Source organism: Fontibacillus forbon, assembly GCF_046559655.1.
GTDB lineage: Bacteria > Bacillota > Bacilli > Paenibacillales > Paenibacillaceae > Fontibacillus.
Window position 1 is genome coordinate 1,415,010 of record NZ_JBKGFV010000001.1, and the last position, 14,864, is coordinate 1,429,873.

Annotated in this window: 14 protein-coding genes and 2 rRNA genes; all 16 read right to left on the reverse strand. The window is 48.3% G+C overall.

Features of this window, described 5'->3' with window-relative positions:
• Positions 1–127: 127 nt before the first annotated feature.
• Positions 128–634, reverse strand: coding sequence for a GNAT family N-acetyltransferase (locus tag ACLB09_RS06570; protein WP_410768947.1), 507 nt, complete (start codon positions 632–634; stop codon positions 128–130).
• Positions 627–1,058 (reverse strand): VanZ family protein, encoded by a 432-nt coding sequence (locus ACLB09_RS06575; protein ID WP_410768948.1) that lies wholly within the window; start codon positions 1,056–1,058, stop codon positions 627–629. The genes ACLB09_RS06570 and ACLB09_RS06575 overlap by 8 nt, the downstream gene beginning before the upstream one ends.
• Entirely contained in the window at positions 1,055–1,618 is a 564-nt protein-coding gene (locus ACLB09_RS06580; RefSeq protein WP_410768950.1) for a hypothetical protein, read from the reverse strand. Before ACLB09_RS06580 ends, ACLB09_RS06575 begins: the two co-directional genes overlap by 4 nt.
• Positions 1,619–1,691: 73 nt before the next feature.
• On the reverse strand, positions 1,692–1,829 hold the full coding sequence (locus ACLB09_RS06585) for a nucleotidyltransferase family protein (protein ID WP_410768951.1): 138 nt from the start codon (positions 1,827–1,829) through the stop codon (positions 1,692–1,694).
• Between the two features lie 59 nt (positions 1,830–1,888).
• Complete coding sequence (locus tag ACLB09_RS06590; RefSeq protein WP_410768952.1) at positions 1,889–2,314, reverse strand: GNAT family N-acetyltransferase; 426 nt, start codon at positions 2,312–2,314, stop codon at positions 1,889–1,891.
• 149 nt (positions 2,315–2,463) lie between these two features.
• Positions 2,464–2,901: a hypothetical protein gene (locus ACLB09_RS06595; protein ID WP_410768954.1), complete on the reverse strand. Its 438-nt coding sequence runs from the start codon at positions 2,899–2,901 to the stop codon at positions 2,464–2,466.
• Between the two features lie 241 nt (positions 2,902–3,142).
• On the reverse strand, positions 3,143–3,931 hold the full coding sequence (locus ACLB09_RS06600) for an ABC transporter permease (protein WP_410768955.1): 789 nt from the start codon (positions 3,929–3,931) through the stop codon (positions 3,143–3,145).
• 5 nt (positions 3,932–3,936) lie between these two features.
• Positions 3,937–4,740 carry an ABC transporter permease gene (locus ACLB09_RS06605; RefSeq protein WP_410768956.1) on the reverse strand — a complete coding sequence of 268 codons (804 nt, stop codon included), beginning with the start codon at positions 4,738–4,740 and terminating at the stop codon, positions 3,937–3,939.
• Positions 4,733–5,788: an ABC transporter ATP-binding protein gene (locus tag ACLB09_RS06610; RefSeq protein WP_410768957.1), complete on the reverse strand. Its 1,056-nt coding sequence runs from the start codon at positions 5,786–5,788 to the stop codon at positions 4,733–4,735. Before ACLB09_RS06610 ends, ACLB09_RS06605 begins: the two co-directional genes overlap by 8 nt.
• A 108-nt stretch (positions 5,789–5,896) precedes the next feature.
• A complete protein-coding gene (locus ACLB09_RS06615) occupies positions 5,897–7,627 on the reverse strand; it encodes a proline--tRNA ligase (RefSeq protein WP_410768958.1) in 1,731 nt (576 codons plus the stop codon).
• 372 nt (positions 7,628–7,999) lie between these two features.
• A complete protein-coding gene (locus ACLB09_RS06620; protein WP_410768959.1) occupies positions 8,000–8,983 on the reverse strand; it encodes a glycerophosphodiester phosphodiesterase family protein in 984 nt (327 codons plus the stop codon).
• A 45-nt stretch (positions 8,984–9,028) separates the two neighbouring features.
• Positions 9,029–9,709 carry an FHA domain-containing protein gene (locus tag ACLB09_RS06625; protein ID WP_410768960.1) on the reverse strand — a complete coding sequence of 227 codons (681 nt, stop codon included), beginning with the start codon at positions 9,707–9,709 and terminating at the stop codon, positions 9,029–9,031.
• A gap of 197 nt (positions 9,710–9,906) precedes the next feature.
• The gene (gene cysI, locus ACLB09_RS06630; protein WP_410768961.1) at positions 9,907–11,637 is read right to left on the reverse strand and encodes an assimilatory sulfite reductase (NADPH) hemoprotein subunit; all 1,731 of its coding nucleotides are present in this window, start codon (positions 11,635–11,637) and stop codon (positions 9,907–9,909) included.
• Positions 11,638–11,691: 54 nt separating this feature from the next.
• Positions 11,692–13,551, reverse strand: coding sequence for an assimilatory sulfite reductase (NADPH) flavoprotein subunit (locus ACLB09_RS06635; protein WP_410769020.1), 1,860 nt, complete (start codon positions 13,549–13,551; stop codon positions 11,692–11,694).
• 883 nt (positions 13,552–14,434) lie between these two features.
• Positions 14,435–14,551, reverse strand: a 5S ribosomal RNA gene (gene rrf, locus ACLB09_RS06640).
• A 186-nt stretch (positions 14,552–14,737) separates the two neighbouring features.
• Positions 14,738–14,864, reverse strand: a 23S ribosomal RNA gene (locus ACLB09_RS06645); the annotation flags it as partial.

The following is a 14,864-nucleotide window of genomic DNA, read 5'->3' on the forward strand; positions in this document are numbered from 1 at the left end:
CCGGAAAATAGGTTTGATTTTTTTAGGGCAAAAATTTGTAAACTTATCTGCTACGGGTGACAGGCTTTTCCAGTGAATATAACTCATCATCGACCTGGTTCATTTTTTCCAAGATTACTTTCCTGGCTTACATAGACTCTTTCAGCGTTTTGCGATAGTAGAATTTATTGTCTTCGTCCATGTCCGTGGACTTTACGAAACCAAGTTTGGTCCAGAAGCGTTCATTCGCTTCATTAGTTGGCGTAAGTTCAATATAGGATGCTCCCTCTTCATGAATACTCTTTTCCGCCTGAAAGAAAACCGCTGAACCGTATCCTAAACTACGATATTGCGGCTCAATATAGTATTCCATCAAAAAGCATTTCCCGTTTTCGTCAAAATAAGTGACATACATAAAAAAACCGATTACCGCTTCTTCCGTTTTTACAATAAACTTTCTTAATGGATTGTTAGTTCTTATTCTTAGCTTCTCAATAGCATCCCTATATTCATCCGAGTGGAAGTAATCCAAGTCAAAATCATCGACTAACGAAACATGAAGAGCCAGCTCGTTAATGTAATTGTTGAACGTATCCCAAAACAACTTTATATCCGACTCACTTTGCGCCAGACATAATTGTATAGTTTTACTCATTGCGCCCTCCTCTAATGAAAAGCTTGTAAACCCCAATACCAATGAAAAAACCCGAAGAGTTCAAGATAAAATCATCGATATCGAAACTTCCTCTTCGCGACAACAGCTGCACCGTCTCCAAAATAAAAAGTCCGGCAATAAAGATAAGCAACGACTTTGACAACCTTCCTTTAAAGATCATAGGCAATAATATACCGAATGGAATAAATACGCCGATATTCCCAAGAAGGTTGATCATCGCACCCGCCGCATGACTGCTAGCAACGCGAAGAAACTGTTTAATGGTGAAGAAAGGTTTTAAGTTATACATAAAATCACCCTGCGTGCTTCTTCCAAACCCCCAAACCATCCAATAGGTCAGCAAGATGGTATAACCGATTAAAAGAACTATTACAATGGCGGTACTTAAGTTTTTCTTCTTCATGCTACCAATAAATTGAATACAGTACTGAGGATATAAATGAATATGCAGATACCGAATACTATAAGCAAAGCCTTCCACTTCTTGATTCCGGTAGTTTTGAAAAAGGTTGTGACCGTTTCTCCGCACAAGTAAAAGATCAGCAAACAGTTCCATAGAGTTCTTACCGCATATTTAAAATAAACCATCGCCGACCCGCTCAAGGATCCCTCATACAGATAAAACATATTGGATATAGATATTATGACGTTTATATTTCGAATAACAGCATAAGCAAAGTAAAATAACGCCAGCCACCAGCCCCACTTTTTCCCGATCCAGGTTCCTACTCCGGCCGTTACGCCAAGCAGACCCAAAAAAGCGACTGCTCCTTGAAATAAGTAACTCGATACGCCTACGATGGAGGCTGTTTCATTAAGATTACTAAATGCCATCAGCTGGGTAACAAGAGTTCCCAAACCTCCCAGCACCAGCAAGATCGCCAGAAGGGTGACCCCCATCGGGCGATCATAGGAAGCTTCCATCGGATTATCAACAGATTGTTTTTCATAGGAATGATTCATATTCATCCTCCATAGCCGGCATCGTCCCATTGGATTATTTTTAATTCAGGCCATATCGACTTCCATTTAACCGCTAATTCCAAATGGTTTGTGTAATACAACCCGCTCCAACAAAATAAGATTCAAGCTCAAGCTCTCTCACCTTATCGAATACTTGAACCAAAACGTCATTCCGCTTGATGATTTCAATCAATGTTTCTTTATCGCTCATGCGGCAGCTCCTAGCCCATAATTTCCTTCAATATAGCCACTCATTCTATCCTCTAATAACTATTTTTTCCTCGCTAAATGATAAGTTCTTGGGTAAAACCCGTATTTCTCATAAAACGGGAAAACAGAATCATTTCCAAACATGACACTTATGCTTATGTCTTCAATATCGTGTGCCTGGAACCAGTCGAGTGATACCTGCATCAACTTATCTCCGATTCCTTGTTTCCTATAAGGTTCCTGAATAAAAATCGAATCGATTTCGCCCTCGTTGGATTCATTGATCGTGCTAATACAATACCCTACATAAATCTCCGAATCCGTGCTATAAACTAAAGTAATCTGGATAAATCCGTTTCTGGCTTTCGCTTGAATCTGGTTGGAACGTTTTTGAAAATCGTTAGCAGCGATCGTCTCGGAAAATACCGGAGAAATCCTCGCATGATGATCTCGTAGTCCATACCAAAGCGGTTCAACGATTTCCAATCCGTCGAGTTCTCTCTGTAAGTAGGAAAACTTCATTGGAATACACCTCAATGTCTCTAATAAATATGATCATCAATAAAGGCAAGAAGGATTTCTTGATGTAAAACATGACCAGGATATAAATTGTGAATTTTCTCTATTCGCTTAGTTTAGACTATAGTTGCGCAATAACCACTCGATCTTCTTCCCTTTTCGACCGCGCTGATATAACCTTCAAAGTAAAATGGAATATGATCTTCCTTTCCGTTTTGTATTCTTCCTTTAACTTTATCGAAAGCATATAAAGAGATTGAAAAGTCAGGTTCACCCGTGATCAGAACCGGCTGCTCTCTTTCCTCGATCCAAAAATACTCCCCGCCAAAATTTCTTCTTGCAACCTCGAATATATAACACCCCGCCATCGAAGATACGGAATGCAACATCTCTCCATCCATTTCAAAATCACTCAATTCTTCCAAAATATCATCCACACTTTGCAGGCTTTCTACACTGAAATCAAAGTTTCCTTTGTCGGCGAAATTAACGGAAAAACTTTCCGAAGTGGACATAATATCGTCTTTCAAATTTCTCTGCATAATTAACCCCATCTTTCTTTCAACATATTTTCATAGAAATTCTTCAGATAAATACGCCCTAGCCTAGGGAACTCTTGTCTTGGACTGAGGCGTTTGCTAGTTGCAAGTATTCCATAATTATACAATGGGATCATGAACGTAGATAGCCCCAATCTTTCGGAGCCGGTCTATTCTTTCATCAAAAAAAGCCTTAGAAGGATCTCCCCTTCTAAGGCACATAACATATTTTAAAATAAACGAGAAACCTGCTTATTTAAGACCCGGCTCCCCGATACCGCCTAACCCCATAGTTCCAGGCGGTCAATCCGATGAGAAGGAATACTCCGCCGACGAGCGGGGTGAGGAACGCCATGTTCCTCATCTCATCTCGCTCGAGGAACAGCGATGCCGGATAAACGCCGACGAATGCGAACGGCAGGATCCAGGTAAGCAGTACCTGGATGGCCCGATTGTAGATGGTTACCGGGTAACGCCCGTAACCTTGAACGTTGTACATCAGCGGCAATATGCCTGTCGGCGCGTCCGAATAGAAGGATAGCGACGTAAGGGCGGTGTATATGCCCGTATAGATTGCCACTGCGCTAATCGTTAACAACAGCAAGGCCGGGATGGTCCACCATTCAAACGGCAGACCCAACTGCGATCCGCTAACCGCCATGATCACGATCCCGATGATGGAGCCGACTAACGCAGGCGGATCGACATTTTCCAGAAAAATCTGAAACAGATTATGCGCCGGCCGGGTCATGACCCGGTCCATCTCGCCTTTGACGATGTAGCGTTCGCTGAATCCCCAAAGATTAATGAAACAGCTGAACACGCCGAACGGCACCATGAAAAATCCGTAAACGAACACGACTTCACCCTGGCTCCATCCACCTAAACTGTCGGTATGCATAAAGATTACGAAGATAAAGATCAGATTCGTCGCCTGAAACAGCAGATCGGAGATGACCTCTACCCAGAAATCAGCCCGGTATGTCATCCGGGTTTTGATGTAGTTTTTCAAGTATTCTACGATAAGACCCAAGTAATATTTCATCTTCCTTAACCTCCCTGCACAAACAGACGCTTCCGCGACATCCGGTATAACCAGACCATCGGAATCAGCAGCAGGACGAACCAGAGAACCTGAATGCCGAGCACTTGCCAGATGCCTACCCCTTGAATCCGGCCCGTGAACACGGAACCCGGGAGATAGGTAATCGCCTGAAAGGGCAAAAAGCCCATAAGATCGCCAAGCCAGCCCGGGAATAGGCTGATCGGAATAATTAATCCGGAAAACAGGTCGACGACGACCCGCTTCATGCGCATAAATCCCTCGTTATTTTCCACGAAGAACGCCATAAGCCCGGTAATTACGTTAAGCTGCGAATTGATCAGAAAGCTGAAGAACAGCATGACCAGAAAACCTGCCCAGGCTTCGGGCGCGGTTGGAAGCTTGACGGGAAAGAGCAGCATGGCGATCGCCATCCCGGGAATCATGAACAACATAAACCGGAACAATCCTTCGCCGAACCCTTGCATCATTTTCACCATGATATAGTTATAAGGCCGGATAAATTGAATGGCGATGCTTCCGTCGCGGATATCCGTCGAAATTTCGCGGTCCAGATTGTTAAAATAAAACGCCCGTGCCATCCACGAAACGGCCAGATACGTCGTCATCTGCGAGGCCGTGAATCCCCCCAGCTCTCCCCCGCCTCCATAAATCGCTTTCCAGGTAAAATAATAAACGCCAATATTAAGCGTATAAATTAGAATACCGGTATAATAGTTTACCCGGTAAGCGAGCATCGTCAGAAACCGGATCCGGATAAAGTCCAAGTAAGCGCTGGTACCGTTAAACATGGGTCACCACACCCTCGTCCTCTTGGACCGCCGTTTCACCGTTTTTCTTATCGGCCGAACCGGATTGATAAATGCTGCGAACGATATCATCCGTGTTTGTTTCCACAATTTTGATATCGGTGATATCGGCTTTGCCGACCACCTGCCCAAGCACGTCGGATACATTGATCTCCAGCGGAATCCATACTTTCGCGCCGAGATCATTGTCCGCCGACCATTCCAGCGGCAGTCCGGCCGTCCAACTCTGAAGCTGAGCCAGCTTCGTGCCGGTACCGAACTGGAACTGCACTTCCCGCCCGGTGCCCCAGCGGTTCTTCAATTCTTCCAGCCCGCCGTCATAGATAATCTTGCCATCATCCAACATAATAACGCGCGAGCAGAGCGCTTCAATATCCTGGAGATCGTGGGTCGTCAACAGAATTGTTGTCCCATGCTCCCGGTTCATATCCTTCAGAAACTCGCGGATTTCCGATTTGACCACGATATCCAGTCCGATCGTCGGCTCGTCCAGAAACACGATCGACGGATTGTGCAGCAAAGCGGCAACAAGCTCGCAGCGCATCCGCTGGCCGAGACTCAGTTTTCTCACGGGGCGATTCAGCAAATCCTGCAACTGCAACCGTTCCACCAGCTCGTCCAGCCGGCGCTTGAAATCCTGCTCGGACACCCGGTAAACTTTGCGTAACAGCTGGAAGGATTCAATTACCCCGATATCCCACCACAGTTGGCTTCGCTGTCCGAACACTACGCCGATATGCTGCACGAATTTCTCGCGCTCCTCGTAGGGGACAAAGCCCCCTACCGACAAATGGCCCGACGTCGGTACGAGTATGCCGGTCAACATCTTGATCGTGGTCGATTTGCCCGCGCCGTTTTCGCCAATATAGCCGCAAATTTCGCCTTGCGGAATGCTGAACGAGATATCTTTCACCGCGGCGACCTCATTGTACTCCCGTTTAAACAAATCGAGAAAAGCGCCCTTCAAACCTTCGCGGTTCTTCTGAACCTTGAACGTCTTGCGCAAATCCTTCACTTCAATTGCATTCATGTTATGATGTACCTCGCTAAACTTGAGATGAATAAATCGATTCAAAGATCGCTTTACGATTATATAGCAGCTATGGAAAAAGCGCCAGTCCGTGGCTCACCTAATGCCCTAATCAGTCTGGTAACGTCCCAGTATATCAAGCACGCGTTCCAAGACTTCCTCAACGGGAATTGTTGTTTTGATCCCAGGCGTGCTACGCTCAGCAAATTCAACCATTCCCTGACCGGCATCCTTGCCGATCACGATTCTCGCAGGGAGTCCGATCAGATCCGCATCTTTGAATTTTACGCCGGCCCGTTCATCGCGGTCGTCCAGCAACACTTCGATTCCCCTTTCTTGCAGTAGGCTGTACAGATTCAATGCAAGCTGCATTTGAGTCTCATCCTTGTGCGATACCGGAATCAAATGCACCTGATACGGCGCCAATTCCAGCGGCCAGATAATCCCTTGATCGTCATGATTTTGCTCAATGACTGCAGATAAAATACGCGATACTCCAATCCCGTAACAACCCATAATCATACTTTGGGCCTGACCGGAAGCGTCCAGATAAGTTGCGCCCAGTTTTACACTGTATTTGGTTCCAAGCTTGAATACATGCCCAACCTCAATGCCACGGTAATACTTCAAGGTTCCATCTTCACATCGAGGGCATGGATCGCCTTCCTTCACAGTGCGGAAATCACCGATTTCTGCCTGCTTCATGTCCCGCGTCGGAACAAGATGGCGGTAATGATAATCCAGCTCATTCGCCCCCGCAATGCCTTGCTCCATTCCGGCAGCTGTGTGATCCAATAGTATGGGAAGATTCAACCCGTGAGGGCCGACGAAACCGACAGGAACCCCGGTCCAGGCCTGCACGTCAGCCGGATCTGCGATTTCGATCATTTCAGCCCCCAAGAAATTTTTCACCTTCAATTCATTGATTTCCTGGTCTCCCCGGATCACGACGGCCACCGGCGCACCGTCAGCCACGAACACAATTGTCTTCAGAGTTTCCGTTGTCTTTACTCCTAACGATACCACAAGTTGATCAATCGTCTTGATGTTTGGTGTATGGAACTTTTCCGGCTTCTCCAAATTTCCCGTCCCGGTTTCAATAACTAATCCGGAAGATGAACCTGACTCCGCCTTTTCAAGATTTGCCGCATAATCGCAGCACGTGCAAGCCGCAATGGTATCTTCTCCGATCTCTGCCAGCGCCATAAATTCGTGGGTTCCCCCTTCGCTGCCGATGGCGCCTGCATCCGCTTCAACCGCACGAAAATTCAACCCGCAACGCTCGAATATCCGGTGATATGCATGGTACATCTCCCAATACGACCGGTCCAGCCCTTCAAAGTCCTTATCAAAAGAATAAGCATCCTTCATCAGAAATTCCCGGCCCCGCAGCAAGCCGAACCTTGGACGCCGCTCGTCCCGGTATTTCGTCTGGATTTGATACAAAGTCACCGGCAATTTGCGGTAAGAGTTTATCTCCTGTTTCACCAGCGTAGTAATGACTTCCTCATGTGTAGGTCCAAGAGCAAATTCACGTCCATGGCGGTCGGACAGTCTCATCAACTCCGGTCCATACACCTCGTACCGGCCGGATTCCTGCCATAGTTCCGCGGGTTGCAACGCCGGCATCAGCAGTTCCTGCGCTCCCGCACGGTCCATTTCTTCCCGCACGATTTGCTCCGCTTTGCGAAGCACCCGTCTGCCGAGCGGCATATATGTATAGATTCCCGCAGCCAACTGGCGTATCAAGCCGGCACGAAGCAGCAGCTGATGGCTGGCCGTTTCGGCATCTCCAGGGGATTCCCGCAAAGTATTCAGCAGTAATTTACTTTGAAGCATGGCATAACTCTCCCTTCGGCTTTTCAACATGCCTCGCAAAATAAAAAAGACACATCCGTCAGGGACGAATGTGTCGTGGTACCACCCTAGTTTTGACCGCAAGAGATTACGGTCCTTAAAAGGATAACGGCTAAAGCCGGCAACGAAGCTGAATGACTCACGTAAAAGGCACGCTCGTTGCTGCTCGCAAGGTAGGATCATCGTTACATCGCTGCGGGAAACCTTTCAGCCTGGGGTTTCTTCTCTGAGTGGCGATTTTGAACAATGGGGCCTTGGTCAAAGCAATTACACTATAGAAGTTGTATTGCCTAAATTACATGATAAATCCGCAATAGTCAAGCAGTAACGTATGCTCCTTATATGCTCCCGCTATTATTTCTGTTTAACCGCCGCAATTACATCGACCCGGTTACTCCAGATCCATCCGTTGTAACCGGAAGGAAGCCGTTTTACATCTTCCAGGCTGTCAAAGCCGCTCGAAAAATCGCTGCCGTCTCCCCCCACGACAATCACCCGCGTATTTGCCCGATCCATACGGGATAGAAATTTATCCGGCCAGCCCCAGATCCAGGGAGCGATTTTCTCGGGAATATGCAGCTCCGTGTTCCGGCAGGCTGCCGGAATATATCCCGTCCAGCCGGACGCCTCGTAGGAGACCAGACATTTTTTCAGCGTCGCTTTCGACATCGTCCTAAGATCCGGGACAACCTCCTTTAAAGCCGCAATCGGTTCGTCGCCGCCATATACCGTGTATTGTGTCAGCTTTTCCGGAGACATATCCGCAAAATATTGTGCCAGCTGTATCCCTTCTTCCGCATCATTGCTTTTGATGTGCAGTAAGAAGGATCGGTCCGGAAAATGCTTCAACACCTCCGGCAACGATGGCATCAAATGTACCCCTTTGCCCCTGAACGGGTAGGTTTTCCCTCCGTCGGCCGTATAACCGTAACCGATGTCCAGCAGCTTCAGCTCTGCCATCGTAAAATCTTTGGTCGTCCCCTGCGCCTCCGTGCGGCACTCTAGCGTCCAGTCATGAAACACCGCAAACTGTCCGTCCTTGGTCGGCTTGACGTCAAATTCCACCATATCCGCCCCTGCTTTGAAAGCCGCTTCCATGGAAGGAATCGTATTTTCCAGGTAAGGGTGTTCCGGCTCAAAAATCCGCTCCGCCGTACACGTATCGTTCTCTATGCCTTCCATGGGAAAAGTTTGGGCAAGTCCCCGATGGGCAAGCAGTTTAGGTGTTCCATCACGTTCACCGACGAACAGCGAAGAATTGTTGAGGTAGATGAACAGGATCAATCCCGTCAAAATCCAGAATCGCTTGCGTTTGATCAATCGCTTAAGTCTTTTCATACCGTCCTCCATAATTTGAAACACGGCCTGACTACCACTCCGGACTTATGTAAATAGGTCGCTCTCGAGAATATAGCCATTTCCGCGGACAGCGGTAATCTGAAAAGCATGCTTGCCATATTTTTTTCGAATACGATAAATGAGGGCGCTGATTTCATCTGCCGACACATCCGGCAAGCCGTCCGCACCAAGGGTCCGGTCATACCATACGTTACTCTTAATCTCCGCTATGGAGACGAGCCGGTTCGAATGCTCATGCAACAGCCGAATCAGAAGAAACTCTTTTTCCGACATCGGAATTTTCCGGCCGTCAATATGGCATTCCCGTTTTTCCCACAAAATAACGGCATGCTCCGGACCTTGCTCCGGTTGTTCCGTCACTTCTTTGATCGAGTCGAATTCCAGCGTCTGCTCCCCGGTTGTATAGGAAAAATGCAGGATAACGGTTCCCCGGGCCAAGTGAATTCTGTCGTTGTTTTCGAGCACATACGGGGCATGGGGAATGACCCGGACTCCATTAACTTCGCTTCCGTGCCGGCTTTCCAAATCATAGAGCACTGCCTTCTCTCCCTCAAGCCGAATGCTTAAATGACGCCGGGATATAAAAATGTTCGTGAATGCCACGTCCGGTGCGTTGTCTTTGGTTGCCCTTCCTACCTCGATCTCCGTCTCGTTAAGATTCAGGCATGTGCCGGGCTGGTACGGCTCCCCGCGGATAATATACAAACATGCGTAGGTTTCCAGTTATTTTCCCTCCAGACTCCCTGTCTTCGTTAATCTTAGCTTATCTCCTATTCTAACAAAATCGCCGCCGAATGATAAAACCCTCATAATTGACTGATAAACTACTCCTTGAAGAAAAAAAAGAACCCTCGCCGCTGTATACGGCAAAGGCTCTTGTCCATCTATAATTCTATAGTCGATTAAGCATGAAAATCTTGCCCTGAACGCACTTCTTTTATATAGCCGGCGCGAATTGTGAAGTCCCCAAAATGTTCGCCCTCCCGCCGCTCTTGAGCATAATGGGTAAAAAGAGTCCGCAGTGAGTTCAAAATTTCCGTTTCCCCGATGTTTTCCTTGTAAAGCTTGTTCAGTCTTTCTCCTGCAAACCCGCCGCCGAGATACATATTGTATTTGCCCGGAGCCTTACCGATAAAAGAAAGCTCCGCCAACGCCGGTCTGGCGCATCCGTTCGGGCAGCCGGTCATCCGGATGACGATCTCGTCTTCCTTGAGGCCGTTTTCCGCGAGTAGCGGCTCCACTTTGTTCAAGAGCGAAGGCAGATAACGTTCGGATTCGGCCATGGCTAATCCGCAGGTCGGAAGCGCCACGCAAGCCATGGAGTTGCGCTTAAGAGCGGTATAACGCTGCCCGGAAGTAATTCCGTATTTGGCAATGAGCTCATCCAGCTTTTTCTTTTTCGCAGTCGATACATTCGATATGATCAGGTTCTGGTTCGCCGTCAACCGGAAGTCCCCGGTATGAACCTTGGCGATTTCCCTTAGTCCGGTCATCAGCAAATCGTTTTCCTCATCCTTGATCCGGCCATTCTCGATAAAAAGAGTAAAATGCCATTTGCCGCCGTTTCCTTTGACCCAGCCATAACGGTCGCCATGGTCCTCGAAGTGGTAAGGCTTCGCCTCTTCCAGCCTCCATCCCAGACGGCGGGTAAGCTCCTCGACGAACCAGTCGATGCCGCGGTCGTCGATCGTATATTTGAACCGGGCATGCTTGCGTACCGAACGGTCGCCGTAATCGCGCTGGATCGTTACCGTCTTTTCCGCAAGCTCAATGACTTGCTCCGGAGTACAGAAGCCGATCACCTGTGCGACCTGCGGATAGGTTTTCACATCCCCATGCGTCATGCCCATGCCTCCGCCTACGGCAACATTGAAGCCTTTGAGCTTGCCGCCTTCGACGATCGCGATCAGGCCTAAATCCTGGGAAAATACATCCACGTCATTCGATGGCGGAACGGCGAGCCCGATTTTGAACTTGCGGGGCAAATACACTTTGCCGTAGATCGGTTCCTGCTCTTCCTCGGCACCTTGGCCTTGACTGTCCAGCACCTTTTCGCCGTCCAGCCAGATTTCATGATACGCCTTGGTTTGCGGCTCCAGATGCTCGCTCAACCGGCTCGCCCAGTTGTATACTTCGGCATGAACTTCCGATTGATGCGGATTCGGATTGCACATCACGTTGCGGTTAACGTCGCCGCAAGCCGCAAGCGTAGTCAGCAGGGATTGATGCACTTCTTGAATCGTCTTCTTCATATTCCATTTCAGAACCCCGTGCAATTGAAAAGACTGGCGCGTCGTTAAACGGATCGTTCCGTTCCCGTAAGCCTGCGAGATCCGGTCCATCATCAGCCATTGCTCCGGAGTCACGACGCCGCCCGGCGCCCGGACCCGGAGCATAAATTGATAGGCCGGCTCCAGCTTTTGTTTATTGCGTTCATTGCGGAGGTCGCGGTCATCCTGCATATAGCTGCCATGAAACTTCATCAGCCGGTTTTCGTCTTCGGGAATCGAGGCGGTAATCCGGTCCTCCAACACTTCTTCCAGCTTTCCGCGCAAGTAATTGCTGCGGATTTTAATATCTTCCACGTCGCTGTGCGGCGCACTGTTCGGCGACAACAAATTATTTTCTGACATGTATCTTTCTCCTCTCGCGGGTCAAGGGATTCAACTTTCATCGTTACTTACGACTTAATAGACATCCCGCTGATACCGTTTTTGCTGCTGCATCCGGGTCAAATATTCCGCAGCTTCCTCCGGACCGAATCCGGCTTCCTTCTCCAGAATGTTCGCAAGTGCTGCATGCACGTCATGGGCCATCTTTTTCTCATCGCCGCAAACGTAAATGATCGCTCCTTCTTGCAGCCATTGATAAAGCTCGCGGCTCTTTTCCAGCATCCGGTGCTGTACGTACACCTTCTGATCACTATCGCGGGAAAAGGCTACATCCATACGGGTAAGAACGCCCTCTTTCAGCCAGCGCTGCCATTCCACCTGGTACAGGAAATCGCTCGAGAAATGCTGGTCTCCGTAGAACAACCAGTTCTTACCCGACGCTCCCGTCTCTTCACGTTCGCTGAGAAACGCCCGGAATGGAGCCACGCCCGTGCCGGGACCGATCATAATGACCGGAGTTTCCGGATTTTCGGGAAGTTTGAAATTCGGGTTGTGCTGAATGAATACGGGGAGCGAATATCCTGGCTCCGCGCGTTCGGCCAGCTGTACGGAACATACCCCGTAACGGTTGCGTCCGTTAGTCTCAAAGCGCACCGCACGCACGGTAATATGCACCTCATCCGGAGTAGCCTTTGAACTGCTGGCAATCGAATATAGCCGCGGCGGAATTTTACGCAGGATTGAAATAAATTGATTGGCCGGAATGCCTCTGAGAGAGTAATCCTGTACCAGGTCCAGCAAATCCCGTTCATTAAGGTAAGCCCTGAGCTCTTCTGCTTTATCAGGCTGCAGCAGTTCTTGTAAACCTGGATTCCCGGTCAGTTCGGCTACCTGGGTAAGCAGCGGTTTGGTCAACACCGTGATCTCAAAATAGCGTAGCAGCGCTTCTCTAAGCTGCCGGCGATCACCATTTTTGCTTACGGAAACGGACTCTTCCGCGTTCCAACCCATGACACCGATCAACTCATCTACAAGAGTCGGGTGATTCTCCGGATAAATCCCTAGGCTATCGCCTGGTTCATACTGAAGATTCGAGCCCTCCAGCGAAATTTCCACATGACGGGTTTCGCGGGCCGAACCGCGTCCGTTCAGGTTCAGGTTTTCCAGTACCTCGGCCTGGAACGGATGGCTTCGGGAGTATTCCGACTCCGTTTCATTCCCTGATGCGATACTTGCTATCGTAGCGGTTACGGTGTTGGTACCAGCGGTATTGCCCGCTCCTTCCGCCAGTGCGCCGATCACCTGAGTCATCCACTCCGCAGCCGGCTCTGCAAAATCAACATCGCAATCGACCCGCGGAAGGATCTGCTTACCGCCGAGCTCCGCCAGGCGCTTGTCGAAGTCTTTGCCGGTCTGGCAAAAGAATTCGTATGACGTATCGCCGAGCGCAAGTACCGAATATCGCAGACCGTCCAATTGCGGCGCTCTTTTGCTATGCAAAAACTCGTAAAAAGCGATCGCGCTATCCGGCGGTTCTCCTTCTCCGTGAGTACTTACGACAATTAGCAGGTTTTCAACCTTCTTCAGCGTATTCGGCTTGAAGTCGCCCATCGAAGAAAGCGTCACCTGAAAACCTTGCTCTTCCAAACGTTTCCCAAGCTTCTTGGCCAACCCGTTGCTGTTACCGGTTTGGGATCCAAACAACACGGTTACCTCTTTGGAAATGGCCGGGGCCACAGCCAATCCGCTTTCCAAACTATCTAATCCTGTTAAAGCTGCCGTTCCCGTCAAAGCGGCATTGGCAACCGTACCCTGAACGGCCGTCAGATAACCGCTGAGCCATATGCGCTGAGTTTCCGTCAATGAAGGCAGCAGACGGTTCAGCAATTCCGCTTGCTCCTGATTAAAAGGACTGTTAGTAACTAGAAGTTCCACCATTTCCACCTCACGTAGCTTCCATAAATTCAATTCCTACCAATATGATCAGAATTATTCTTCTTTGAACTTATCATAGCTTACTGTATATGGTCAATTCGAATGATCTTATAGGTTCTATTAGGATTATTGATAAAGAAGTATAGTGAGGTTCTATTGCGAACTGGAATACAATCCAACGATCATAAAATCAGCACTAGCGTCGTATTTCAACAGTAGATCTATGCGGCGTAAGTTTGATATCTTGTTTATAAAATTGACCCTGGCAGAATTTCCTCTTCGATTTCTTATGTTTTGCGCTTTACCTGCCCAATTAACTGGATTTCCTACAGTTAATTTTGCCTGGGCGGGCTGCCGGAGTAAATTAGATGGAAAACCTCCAGCTAATTTCACATTTTTCCGTTGAAATGGCTCTGACTATTCAAATTAGCTGCAGTTTTTACAGTTAATTGTTTCGAAGAAGCGATTTCCGCGAAATTAACTGTAGGTTTTACAGTTAGTTGTGGTTCTCGGCAGTGCTGATACTACTTCTATACACCAGTTTCTATACTCCTCGGTTACCGACTAATTTCCTATAACTCCATCTAACCCTCTTGGTCCTGCCTAACTCACTTGTCTTTGCTTCAGTAACTGGATTTCCTACAGTTAATTTAGGCCTGGACGGGCTGCCGGAGTAAATTAGATGGAGAACCTCCAGCTATTTCGGCGGATTTGAGTCTTTTCAGTGGAATAACGTAGAATTAGCTGTACATTTTACAGTTAATTGTTTCGAAGAATCGATTTCCGCGAAATTAACTGTAGGTTTTCCAGTTAGTTTATTGATTTAAAGCCCCAGAATAGCAAAAGAGCACCACCGAGGTTATCGGCAGTGCTCTTCTTCGTTGCTTGGCGGCGTCCTACTCTCCCAGGACCCTTCGGTCCAAGTACCATCGGCGCTGGAGGGCTTAACGGTCGTGTTCGGGATGGGTACGCGTGGAACCCCTCCGCCATCGCCACCAAACGTATTAATAGCTCAGGTTGCGGCATCGCCAAATGCCGTGCAGCAACTCTTCACGAAGCAATTACTTGAATTGCCATCGATCGGATCTTGCTCCCTGAAAACTGGATACGAAACTGAATTTGCGTGTTAGTCTCCTCAAGTGCTCCTATCGGCTTGTTCAGCCTGACGCCACTTTTTGGAGTTGTTTTGGATAAGCCCTCGACCGATTAGTACCTGTCAGCTCCATACATTGCTGCACTTCCACCTCAGGCCTATCAACCTCGTCGTCTTCAAGGGGTCTTACTAATTGGGAAATCTCATCTTGAGGGGGGCT